9 protein-coding genes and 1 pseudogene are annotated in these 11,475 nt (G+C 48.6%); 4 read left to right on the top strand and 6 right to left on the bottom strand.

The genetic code is table 11. The features are described from left to right. Positions 1-206 precede the first annotated feature (206 nt). The 5 genes and pseudogenes from ligA to C1H71_RS16335 all read right to left on the bottom strand — a co-directional run bounded on the left by ligA (position 207) and on the right by C1H71_RS16335 (position 7,561). Positions 207-2,602, bottom strand: a pseudogene (ligA, locus tag C1H71_RS16355) (NAD-dependent DNA ligase LigA). Positions 2,603-2,888: 286 nt separating this feature from the next. Continuing rightward, on the bottom strand, positions 2,889-3,452 hold the full coding sequence (locus tag C1H71_RS16350) for a hypothetical protein (RefSeq protein ID WP_130107508.1): 564 nt from the start codon (positions 3,450-3,452) through the stop codon (positions 2,889-2,891). 140 nt (positions 3,453-3,592) lie between these two features. Continuing rightward, on the bottom strand, positions 3,593-4,789 hold the full coding sequence (locus tag C1H71_RS16345; RefSeq protein ID WP_130107507.1) for a cell division protein ZipA C-terminal FtsZ-binding domain-containing protein: 1,197 nt from the start codon (positions 4,787-4,789) through the stop codon (positions 3,593-3,595). Between the two features lie 938 nt (positions 4,790-5,727). Continuing rightward, entirely contained in the window at positions 5,728-6,684 is a 957-nt protein-coding gene (locus C1H71_RS16340) for a DUF808 domain-containing protein (protein ID WP_130107506.1), read from the bottom strand. A 10-nt stretch (positions 6,685-6,694) separates the two neighbouring features. Beyond that, positions 6,695-7,561 (bottom strand): MBL fold metallo-hydrolase, encoded by an 867-nt coding sequence (locus tag C1H71_RS16335; RefSeq protein WP_308418288.1) that lies wholly within the window; start codon positions 7,559-7,561, stop codon positions 6,695-6,697. 97 nt (positions 7,562-7,658) lie between these two features. Here C1H71_RS16335 and C1H71_RS16330 point away from each other — a divergent pair, with 97 nt between their 5' ends. The 4 genes from C1H71_RS16330 to C1H71_RS16315 are packed head-to-tail and all read left to right on the top strand — an operon-like array spanning position 7,659 to position 10,528. Beyond that, entirely contained in the window at positions 7,659-7,991 is a 333-nt protein-coding gene (locus C1H71_RS16330; RefSeq protein ID WP_130107505.1) for an ArsR/SmtB family transcription factor, read from the top strand. Then, positions 7,981-8,406, top strand: a complete 426-nt coding sequence (locus C1H71_RS16325) for a YeeE/YedE family protein (protein WP_130107504.1) — start codon at positions 7,981-7,983, stop codon at positions 8,404-8,406. Before C1H71_RS16330 ends, C1H71_RS16325 begins: the two co-directional genes overlap by 11 nt. Positions 8,407-8,414: 8 nt before the next feature. Continuing rightward, the gene (locus tag C1H71_RS16320) at positions 8,415-8,825 is read left to right on the top strand and encodes a DUF6691 family protein (protein WP_130107503.1); all 411 of its coding nucleotides are present in this window, start codon (positions 8,415-8,417) and stop codon (positions 8,823-8,825) included. Further along, a complete protein-coding gene (locus tag C1H71_RS16315) occupies positions 8,822-10,528 on the top strand; it encodes a SulP family inorganic anion transporter (protein ID WP_130107502.1) in 1,707 nt (568 codons plus the stop codon). The genes C1H71_RS16320 and C1H71_RS16315 overlap by 4 nt, the downstream gene beginning before the upstream one ends. Positions 10,529-10,601: 73 nt before the next feature. On the opposite strand, the gene motD is transcribed toward C1H71_RS16315, so the two are convergent. Next, entirely contained in the window at positions 10,602-11,417 is an 816-nt protein-coding gene (gene motD / locus C1H71_RS16310) for a flagellar motor protein MotD (RefSeq protein ID WP_130107501.1), read from the bottom strand. Positions 11,418-11,475: the final 58 nt, after the last annotated feature.

The following is an 11,475-nucleotide window of genomic DNA, read 5'->3' as shown; positions in this document are numbered from 1 at the left end:
TGCCTTGTGCTTGGCCGTTTTCCGGCTAAGCGCAATGACGAATCTAGCAGCCTGTCGGACTTAAGCGACCGTACGAGGGAAAGACCGGTTTGAGACAGATTTCGTGGGTTTTTGAGGCGAATAGCTGGCTATTCAACGAGAAAATGCGTGAAATATGGCCAAATCCGGCTTTTCCGTAGTAGATCAGTCTTAAGTCCGACTGGCTGCTAGGCCCCATCTAGCATTTTCAGCAGTGCAGCCTCATCCAAAATAGACACACCCAAATCAACAGCCTTAGTTAACTTGCTCCCAGCATCACTTCCCGCCACCACAAAATGTGTCTTTTTAGACACACTGCCCGATACCTTGCCACCCGCCGCTTCGATTAAATCTTTAGCTTGATCACGGGATAAAGTAGGCAAAGTACCTGTAAGCACCAGTGTTTTATCTTTAAACACGCCCTCATTAGCCGCAGTTAGCTCCGGCAACTTCCGCTCTAAATCAGCACACCATACAGCCAACCCTTTTAAAAACGGCCGCTGCCCTTCAGCATCCAACCACGCCAGTAGGGCTTTTGCTACATCACTAGGCAAGAAGGTCAGCGTCAGCCAATCAGCATCAGCCAAGGCATCCAAACTATTGACTCTTTCGGCCAATTGCTGGCTGCGCACGATAGATAATTTAGGCACACCTAAATGTGCGTACAGACTAGATAGCTGGAGTTTGTCTCTTAATTGCCCACTTGGTGCGTGCTCATCCCTTGGAGCAATCCCTGCGGCCAGCAAAGCGTCTAGGGCCTGTTGGTTTTTAGGCTCGCTAAAAAAATCATAAATAGCGATTGCTACCGTATCGCCAATATCGGGCAAGGCCCGTAATAGTGGCACGGGGGCATGGCGAATTAACTCTAAGCACCCCAGCCAATCGGCCAAGGTTTTGGCTGTCGATTCACCCACATGGCGAATTCCCAGCGCAAATAAGAAACGCGCCAATAATGGCCGCTTACTTGCAGCGATTCCTTCCAGCAGGTTTTCTGCCCACTTAGTGGCAAGGCGGCCTTGAGTAATACTTTCGGCACTGACACCGGCAGTTTCGTCGGCGGCGGCTTTCATATTCTGAAAATCGGCCAGGGTTAAGGCATATAAATCCGCCAGCGATTTCACATAGCCCAAATCAACCAGACTTTCTACATAACGCTCGCCAAGGCCATCGATATCCATCATTCGCCGGCCCGCAAAATGGCGAATCGCCTCTTTACGCTGTGCCGAGCAGCTCAATCCCCCGAGCAACGGGCAATCGCTTCACCCTCTTCTCGCACCACATGCGAGCCACAGACAGGGCAAGCTTTAGGCAAGCTAAATACAGGGTAAAGTGGCTCTTGGGCTGGCGAGAATAAATCTGCGCCCGGCACATCCTTCATGGGGCGGCGCTCTAGCACCACACTCACCACCTCAGGGATCACATCACCAGCACGGCGAACGCTGACGGTATCTCCAATCCTGACATCTTTACGTCTTGCCTCGTCTTCGTTATGCAGCGTGGCATTGGTCACGGTCACCCCTCCCACAAATACCGGCTGCAAGCGCGCCACAGGGGTGATTGCACCCGTGCGCCCTACCTGCACATCAATGGCCTCCACAATAGTTAAAGCCTCTTCCGCTGGAAATTTATGCGCCACGGCCCAGCGCGGCTCACGAGTCCTGAAGCCCAGCTCTTTTTGCAGCGCCATACCATTTACTTTGTAAACCACGCCGTCGATATCAAACGGTAAGCTTTCACGGATCTGTGCAACGTAAGCATGGAATTGTGCCAAACCCTCACCTCCACTCACCACTGCACGCTCAGTGCAGACAGGAAAACCCATTAGAGCCAGCGCATCCAAGAGAGCAGAATGCGTCTGCGGCATGGGCCAGCCCTCCACCACGCCCAAGCCATAGGCAAAGAAAGATAGTGGCCGCGCAGCAGCAATCGCCGGATCCAGCTGACGCACCGCACCTGCAGCAGTGTTCCTAGGGTTTACAAAGGTTTTATCGCCAGCCGCCAATTGGCGTTCATTTAAAAAATCAAAATCATCGCGCCGCATATACACCTCACCACGCACCTCTAATACCTGCGGTGCTATATCAGCACGTAAGCGTAGTGGGATCTGGAAGATGGTGCGGATATTTTGCGTCACATCCTCTCCCGTTGACCCATCGCCCCGTGTAGCAGCTTGCATCAACACGCCATTCTCATAACGCAGGCTAATCGCCAAGCCATCAAACTTGAGCTCGGCAGCATACTCAAGCGTTGCGGCACTCGCTGGCAAATCCAGCTCTTTACGTACACTGGCATCAAAAGCCAATGCCCCCGCTGGCGTGACATCGGTTTCGGTGCGAATCGACAACATAGCCATACTGTGAGTCACTGGCACAAACTGCGGCAGAGGCTTGCCGCCCACTCGCAGCGTGGGCGAATCGGGTGTTGCTAACTCAGGGTGCGCTATTTCCAGTGCTTGCAACTCACGAAACAAGCGATCGTACTCTGCATCCGGCACCGTTGGGGCATCGAGTACATAGTATTCATGAGCATACTGATGGAGTTGCGTGCGTAAGGATTGCGCTTGATCGGTAAGGGAAGAAGTCATATTTGTCTATTGATTTTATGCGGAAGCTGAAATAGCGAGGATGTACAACAAGAATATACGCCAAAACATGAGCAGTCCAAACACTCAAGAATACCCCTTGTTTTTACGTTTTTTGTAATTTTATTGTGATTTAAAAATTACGCTGCATCACATGGAGCCGCTCTGGATAAGCCCGCTAAATAGAGATAATTTACTACTACGCAAAAGCAAATCCAGCACCTGAACACTGGGCCCAGTTCATAGTCCCCCCATTGATGCCATTACAAAATATGAGAACAGCCAATAACTATTTGGTCAGAATCGATATTCCCAAGCCTTGAAAAGGCCCCAGCGGGGTATTTTCTTGTTCAAATTGCTCGATACTCGGCGTACCACTCCACAATTTATACACAAGACGTTCATTCTGAACAATGAAAATGACATCAAAATGCCAACCAGAAATAACCGTTTTTCGTTCAAAATTTAAAAAATCTGCCCAGAAATTGCCATAGCGTTTTCTTACTGAGCTTTTCTGCTCAATTTCATAAGCAAAGCACGAAGTTTGAGCAGCAATACAGGCTTGGATTTGCGGTGCTAATAAACGCGGCTCGCCTGCACCACTTAATGCCAGACGACGCATTAAATCAGCATAACTCAGTACGACAATATTTGGCGTTTTAGCTGGATCCAAGCCCATTGCATGCAACTGTTGCAAACTGGTGGTTTCCAAGGGAACACCTTTAAACACCTGCTCCGCCGTTTGATAATCTGGCCAAGGAGTACGGCTAATTTGCTCTGAATCGGGCAGAAGGGCAGCACAAGAAGTCAAGCTCAAACATAGAGCCGCATAGCTTAATCGGGCGCGTTTCATGACCCTTCTCTCAGCGTAACAGCAATAAAGTCTATATCGTCACTCTAGGCAAAAAATGCAGCACAAGATGCCTATTTACAGCCCAAAATAGCAATGCCGCTGACGAACAGCGGCATTGCAGTAACACATCCCACCAAAAACTACGCAAATAAACGCAAAGCCGCCACAGAGCCTGGAGCAATGCCTCTATCATCCATTTTTGCGTACAACACGCCTAATTGCTTGCGGATATTATCTAAACTTGCTTCGGTTAGGGGCTTGCTATTATCGTCAACCAGCTCACCAGATAGTGCCACCGATAAGTGCTGTGCAAATTCAGCAAAATAATCAAACACCGATACGCCACCCGCCACCCGTGGTACATCAAACAGGAGCGTAAGGCCACTCGAGGTATTGCCAAGAGGGGTCTGATCATAGTTTGACAAGGTAAACAATGTTTTACCTGAATCGCTACGGTAGTGAAACGCACCCTCTGGGCTGCGAACCAAGCCCGCGTTTTCAGCCAATAAGCGCACGCGCTCCATTGGGAACGGGCGGCTTGCTGCCATCACATTTAAACCAATGAGCACGTCCACACTAGCGCAAAACTCATCTAGATTAGTTGCAGCGGTTAATTTGGCTGAGCGCTGGGGAAAAGTCACCACCGCCTCGTGCTCATCAGCAAACTGCTGTACCGACATACAAAAAGCATTGAGCTGCTCTGAGCTTAATGCCCCTTGACGATCAGCCAATTGCAAACCAATTTTCAGCTCTTTATAACGCGAACGCGAACTTGGTAAACAGGCTTCCCAGCGATTATTTTGGCTACCCATTACCTGTACGCGCTTAGAGCCCCTAAATACCGGTAAATCTGCCGCTGCAATCACTTCTGTAGCATGAACTTCTGCAACAAAATCAATCGATGAATCGAGCAAGCTACTTGCGAGTGCTTCACTGTCATCACTGACTGGCGCAGCAACCTTAACCGGCTCTGGCACATAAGGCGCGGCATCTACCGCCACCGAAGGCGCTACCGGTGGTTCGATATAAGGCTCGCGCACGGGGGCCGTTTGAGGTTGTGGCTGATAAGCAGGGGCAACTTCCAACTCCGGCTCAACCAGCAGGGGCTCAAAGCGCTCAGGCACCAATTCGGCCGTCTCTAGGCTTGGTTCCATCCGGCTTGCCCCTGCTGAGCGCACCATGTTTTTGGGCACATCCAGCAGCGCATCGCTTTCATTACGGGCAAAGGCCTTGGCGGCTTGCTGGCGATAGCGGTATTCCTGCCACCAATTGAAGGCATAGACAGCGGCGACAATCACGCCACCTACAATCAGCGATCCTAATTGCAAATCGGTCATTCTTTAAGGTCTCTTGGCGAGTCGATCTATCCTTTTAAAAAAACTTCATCACCTGCCCATTAAGCGTTTGATGAAGTATCTAAAACAATATCGGTCCAGCCTATTATTCAGTGTTTATTAGGTCTGCAGGCTGCTCATTATCAGCCACATTCCTACTCATTTGTACTCGCTTACCAATATGATTAGCGCGCACTTTTCAATTACAGTAAAATATTAGTGAAATTAGCTAGGTTAAGCCACCTTATTTTTTCTGATTCAGTAAACCTTCACTTTAGCCTTGCGTCCAGTAAATATCGTACAAGCCAAGCAAATAGGATACCAGACTTAAGCGTTACTGGTCGCTCGCATCCACTCAATAATGACGCGATTTTACTGTGCTTTTTGCCTATTAACATCACGTTTTGTAACAGATGATTAATGTGCCAGCATTTTTTTGTAGCATTGAACGTCTCTGGCCCCAAAAAGATTCAAATTATGAGAGTTTACTGATCTACTGAGCAAGACCCATTTACCTTCGCCCTATCATGAAATAATAAATTAAATTCATTAAAATCAATACTATATAAAAAAAATTACTCTAATCCTCCTTTATTCTCTACCCACACCCACTCCGCAAGATAGATTAATTGGCTAAAAACTGCAGCAATATTGTAAAAATGTTGAACCTTGTAATTTTTTTAGATCCAAATGAATTTAGAATAGTTTTATTGCATAAACGAATATGCAAATCAACATACTGATAGTAAACACTAGGCCCTGTTGACGTTTCATTCGCCATTGCGCTGAGCCGGAAAACGGCCAAGCACAAGGCATGTGACGAAGGTAATAACGGGTTATTATCGAGGAGCATAACGCAGTGAATAGCCATTTTCCGGCTCAGCCCTTCGGGTTTAGTCCATTTTTGGGGCTGCACGGCGTTAATGAAACGTCAACAGACCCTAGACCTGCTGCGGCCTGATTAATTTCACAATACCCGCTACCGCCATGCTAAGCACCAGCAAAATTGCACCAGCAATAACGCCTACCACGGCGTCCAATAATATCGGTAATACGGCGTAAAGCAGAGGGCCAATGCTAGCAATTTCGCGCACTGCTAGGGCGATATGATGAATAAGATCATGAGCAGGTGCAAAGCCATGAGTAAGAATCCCTCCTCCCACCATAAACATTGCAATGGTGCCTACCACGGTCAGCGTTTTCATTAAATAGGGCGCGCCAACCAAACATAAGCGGCCCACTTTATGCTGCACTTGCAGCCACAGGCCTTGGCCGGTTTTTTTGCACAGATAAAGACCTGCGTCATCCAGCTTAACAATCCCAGCGACCAAACCATAGACCCCAACGGTCATTACAGCTGCAATCAGGCTTAATACGGCGAGTTGAGATGCAATCGATACCCCAGCAACAGTTCCAAGGGCGATAACAATAATTTCTGCTGACAACACAAAGTCAGTACGAATAGCCCCTTGAATTTTGTCTTTTTCATAGGCAACTAAATCGACCTCAACGTTATGTGCGGCAGCAAGCAGCGCTTCTTTATCCGCGTGCTCCTCACTACTATGCAAAAATTTATGCGCCAGCTTTTCAAAACCTTCAAAACATAAATAGCATCCACCCAGCATCAATAAAGGTGTAATCAGCCAAGGAGCCACGGCACTGATCCCTAATGCCGTGGGCACTAAAATCAATTTATTGCGTATTGATCCTTTTGCCACCGCCCACACCACGGGGATCTCTCGTTCCGCACGCACGCCAGAAACCTGCTCGGCATTAAGGGCTAGATCATCTCCCAGCACCCCAGCGGTTTTTTTAGCCGCCACCTTGGTCATGAGGGCTACATCATCTAAAACTGCGGCAATATCATCGAGTAATACTAAAAGGCTGCTACCGGCCATAAGGTGATCTCTACAAAATATCTAAGGGGATTTTTAAATAACGCTGACCATCAGCATCAGGAGAGGGAAACTCTCCCGCACGAATATTGATTTGAATAGCGGGCAAAATCAACTGCGGCATACCAAGGGTTTGATCGCGCGCCTCACGCATCGCAATAAAATCTGCCTTTACCACCCCAGCATGCAGATGAATATTACCCGCTCGCTGCTGCGCAACGCTACTTTGCCACTGCACAGCTTGGCGATGCTCTGGCAGATAATCATGACAAACAAATATCCTTGTTGCATCCGGCAGGGCTAACAGTTGCTGAGTTGAATCATAAAGCATCGCCGCATCACCCCCTGGAAAATCACAACGAGCAGAGCCAACATCAGGCATAAACAGCGTATCCCCCACAAACAGTGCATCCCCTACCCAATAGGCAATATCTGCTGGCGTGTGCCCCGGCACAAACAGCACTTTGGCGCTAAGCTCACCAATCTGAAACACGGCGTTAGCCGCAAACAGCACATCAAACTGACTGCCATCCACAGCAAAATCATGCCCCAAACCAAACATCGGCTTAAAAATAGTTTGCACTTGATTAATATGCTGGCCAATCGCCACCTTGCCGCCCACTTTGCGCTTTAAATATGCCGCGGCAGATAGATGATCGGCGTGAGCATGGGTTTCAAGGATCCATTGCACGGTTAATTTTTTTGCCGTGACAAAATCAATCAAACGATCAGCGCTATGAGTTGCAGTGCGCCCCGATTTAGCGTCGTAATCAAGCACAGTATCTACTAAAGCGGCGCAACCACCCTCGAAATCAAACACCACATAACTCACAGTACAGGTGGCAGAATCAAAAAAAGCTTCTACGTTTGGATGCAACATCAGCACACCTCATCAATAAATATATTTGAAAATATTATATACAAAACTATAATGATTAGAACCGTTACCAACACTGACCAAAAGAGCCGTTTTACCCATGAATTCAGAACAAATCACCGCCATGCGCCAAGCCGCCAACGGCGCAACACGTATTTTAAAAGTAATGGCCAATGAAGACCGCTTATTACTGCTCTGCCAAATGGTGGATAGCGAAAAATGCGTCTCTGACTTTGAAACATTGCTAGATATTCGCCAGCCCACGCTCTCGCAACAACTCACCGTGCTGCGCAAAGAAGGCTTGGTCAACACTCGCCGTGATGGCAAAAGAATTTACTACAGCTTAGCCAGTAATGAGGTACAGCAGCTACTGCAAGTACTGTACTCACTTTATTGCCCCTCTGATTTAAAGGACGCTAACGATGCAAATTGATTGGTTGCAGTTCACCCCGTGGAGCGCTTTATTAGGCGGCGCACTCCTTGGCTTAGCCAGCGGTTTACTTGCCCTGCTCGCAGGGAAAATCGCGGGGATTAGTGGCATTTTAGGCGGTCTACTCAATGCACAAAGCGATATGCAATGGCGCGCCGCGTTTTTATTAGGATTAATATTCACCCCGCTATTTTGGATGGCTTTTAAGACACCAGCCGATATTCAAATCACAGCAAATACACCAACGCTTATCATCGCAGGGCTCTTAGTTGGTCTTGGCACACGCTATGGCAATGGTTGCACTAGCGGCCACGGCATTTGCGGACTATCTCGGTTTTCTATCCGCTCCCTCGCCGCGGTTGCCAGTTTTATGACTGCAGGCTTTATCACAGTATTACTGACCCACCATCTTTTTTGAGGCCCACTATGCAAACAATCGTTGCCTTACTTACAGGGGTCATATTTAGCCTTGGCCTGATTATTTCAGGCATGGTCAACCCAGCTAAAGTCATTGGCTTTCTTAATTTAGCAGGGCAATGGGATCCAAGCTTAGCCTTAGTCATGGCAGGTGGCATTGCCACCGCCACACCTTTATTTATGTGGGCAAAACGCCGCCAACAAACGCTACTTACCCATGAAAAAATGGCGCTCCCCACAAGCACAATCATTGATCGCCCTTTAATCGGTGGCAGCCTGTTATTTGGTATTGGCTGGGGCTTAGCGGGTATTTGCCCAGGCCCAGGCTTAGTAGCCATGGCAATGGGTGAAAGCAAGGCGTTTATTTTTGTCATTGCTATGCTTAGCGGCATGTTTGTTTTCAGGCTACTCCCTAAATGACATCCCTCAAATCTCTAGCAAAGTTCTTCCCTATTTTGCAATGGCTACCGTCTTACCAAAAGCATAGCTTTGCTGGAGATTTAAGCGCCAGCCTGATTGTGGCCATATTACTCATCCCACAAAGCATTGCTTATGCTTTGCTTGCTGGCCTGCCACCACAAGCAGGGATTTATGCCAGTATTTTACCGCTGGTGGTCTACGCTTTCTTTGCCAGCAGCATGGTGCAATCGGTTGGTCCGATGGCGATCAACGCCATTATGACCGCCACGGCACTTGCGCCCTTGGCGGCAACGGGCTCCAGCCAATACATAGCCCTTGCCGCTAGTCTTGCCCTGCTCTCAGGGGTGTTTTTGACGCTACTAGGCTTATTTAAGCTGGGATTTATCACTCAACTCCTCTCTCACCCCGTCATTAATGGCTTTAGTAGCGGCGCGGCTATTTTGATCGTACTGGGGCAAATAGCGCCGTTACTCGGCGTATCGATCCAGGGCGAGCATGTTGGCCAGCTGTTACTGCAGCTTATGCTGGCTATTCCTGCAATGCAGCCCTTTGGCCTAGTCTGTTTAGGGCTACTCTGGCTGGCTGGCGGCCCTTTAGCCAAACGGCTACAGCATTTTAGCCACGGGCCTTTGCTGAGCAAAATCAGCCCCTTACTGCTCATGCTAGTCATCACCGCTACCGTCTATTTTTTGAATATCCAAACCAAGCTTATTGGGGCTTTTTCTGCCGGCCTACCCCGCTTATTTTGGCCACAGCTCAATCAAACTAACCTTGCCCAGCTTTGGTTGCCAGCCATCACCATTGGCCTAGCTGGCTTTTTACAGAGCATCACCATTGCCCAAAGTTTGGCCTTAAAAACAAAGCGCAGCATCGATAGTAATCAAGAACTGATTGGCTTAGGCGCTGCCAATATCGCAGCAGCAGCCAGTGGCGGCTTTCCGGTGAGCGGTGGTTTCTCACGCACCGCAGTTAACGCCGCATCAGGCGCAAATACGCCCTTGGCGGGAGTAATGACGGCGGTGTGGATTGCGCTAGCGGCGCATTGGCTCAGTGATTATCTAGCGCTACTCCCCCTTCCCCTTTTGGCTGCCACCATTATTTTAGTGGCGCTGCGTTTAATAGATTTTGATTTTTTCCTTAAGAGCTGGCGCTACGATAGCAGTGATGGCGCAGCCTTTATCTGTACTGCCATCGCTGTTTTAGCATTGGGAGCAATGTTAGGGATTGTAGCGGGAGTGGGCTTATCGCTATTACTTTTTTTATACCGCAGCAGCCAGCCGCATATCGCGGTGGTTGGCCGTATTGCTGGCACAGAGCACTATCGCAATATTCGCCGCTTTACTACACAAACGAGCGATCACATTGTGGCGGTACGCATTGATGAAAGCTTGTATTTTGGCAATATCGCCAAGGTACAAACCGAGTTAATCGATATTTTAAACAAGGCAAGCAATACGCAGCATTTACTCCTGATTATGTCAGCGGTAAATAGCATCGATTTTAGCGCTATGCAGGCCATCAGCTTGCTACAAGAAAACTTGCGAGCACGGCACATCAAAATCCACCTAGCCGAAATCAAAGGGCCAGTAATGGATCATTTACGCCGTAGTGAGATCTTAGAAAATTTAGATGGAGAAGTCTTTTTGAGCGCCCACTTAGCCATGCAAACGCTCAGCGGGATAAATGAAGATTTTTCTATTTAAACAATCAGAGCGGCTTGCTGCAGCTAGCATTGAAAAAGGCGCTGCAAACAACGCCCTGTTCAACTCATTAGATCTATTTAGCTGAAGCAGCTGGTGCAGCTGCCGCAGGCTTATCTGGCGTAGTAGGTAGCACCGCCACCTCATCTTTATTATCCGCCAAGATATTAAGCGTTACCCTACGGTTACTCGCCCGCCCCTCTGGCGTATCGTTGCTACCCTGTGGCCGAAACTCACCATAACCAATCGCCACCAAGCGCTGTGGTGCCACGCCCACGTCTACAAACAAACGCACCACACTGGCAGCTCTGGCGGCGGATAGCTCCCAATTAGAGGGAAACTGCCCCGAGCGCATCGGTAAATTATCGGTATTGCCTTCAATTTGAATCAGGTTATCGGTGTTTTTAACCATTTCTGCCACAGCAATCAGCGCGGTAGCCGATTCGGTGTGTAAATCGGCTTTGGCAGTATCAAACAAGACCGAATCGCTAATTTCTACAGCGATTCCACGCTTGGATTGCGTTACCCGCACCTTGCCTTGGTCAATCAAAGCACCCAACGATTTTTTTAAATCCCCAGCCATGCCCTGCATTTTTTGCGTTTGCTCAGCCACTTTGGGGCTTGGGGTTGGCGGGGAAACCGCATTAAGCACAACTAACTTATCTGGCGCTCCTGCTACAGGTTGATTTTGCTTGATGACTTCTTTGGTGGTGGGGGTTTGCTTAAAGGCATCGACCATCGAGTTCGACAGCACTTTATATTTGCCTTCATTGACCGAAGAAATAGCGTACATCACCACAAAAAAAGCAAATAAAAGGGTAATAAAATCGGCATAAGACACCAACCAGCGCTCGTGGTTTTCATGCTCCTCGTGCCTGTGTTTACGTGCCATGCTGAGTTCCCTGATTTGCAGAGTGGGCACGTGTTGTGCCCACGCGTAAAAGCAACAT

The sequence above is a fragment of the Iodobacter fluviatilis genome (genome assembly GCF_004194535.1).
GTDB classification, from domain to species: Bacteria; Pseudomonadota; Gammaproteobacteria; order Burkholderiales; family Chitinibacteraceae; genus Iodobacter; species Iodobacter fluviatilis_A.
The sequence above is the reverse complement of the archived record's forward strand: the minus strand, read 5'-3'. Positions and strand labels throughout refer to the sequence as shown.

Coding starts and splice junctions, on each gene's coding strand:
- C1H71_RS16345 (WP_130107507.1), bottom strand. CDS start 4,789: ATGACCGATTTGCAATTAGGATCGCTGATTGTAGGTGGCGTGATTGTC.
- C1H71_RS16315 (WP_130107502.1), top strand. CDS start 8,822: ATGACATCCCTCAAATCTCTAGCAAAGTTCTTCCCTATTTTGCAATGG.
- C1H71_RS16340 (WP_130107506.1), bottom strand. CDS start 6,684: ATGGCCGGTAGCAGCCTTTTAGTATTACTCGATGATATTGCCGCAGTT.
- motD (WP_130107501.1), bottom strand. CDS start 11,417: ATGGCACGTAAACACAGGCACGAGGAGCATGAAAACCACGAGCGCTGG.
- C1H71_RS16320 (WP_130107503.1), top strand. CDS start 8,415: ATGCAAACAATCGTTGCCTTACTTACAGGGGTCATATTTAGCCTTGGC.
- C1H71_RS16350 (WP_130107508.1), bottom strand. CDS start 3,452: ATGAAACGCGCCCGATTAAGCTATGCGGCTCTATGTTTGAGCTTGACT.
- C1H71_RS16330 (WP_130107505.1), top strand. CDS start 7,659: ATGAATTCAGAACAAATCACCGCCATGCGCCAAGCCGCCAACGGCGCA.
- C1H71_RS16335 (WP_308418288.1), bottom strand. CDS start 7,561: ATGTTGCATCCAAACGTAGAAGCTTTTTTTGATTCTGCCACCTGTACT.
- C1H71_RS16325 (WP_130107504.1), top strand. CDS start 7,981: ATGCAAATTGATTGGTTGCAGTTCACCCCGTGGAGCGCTTTATTAGGC.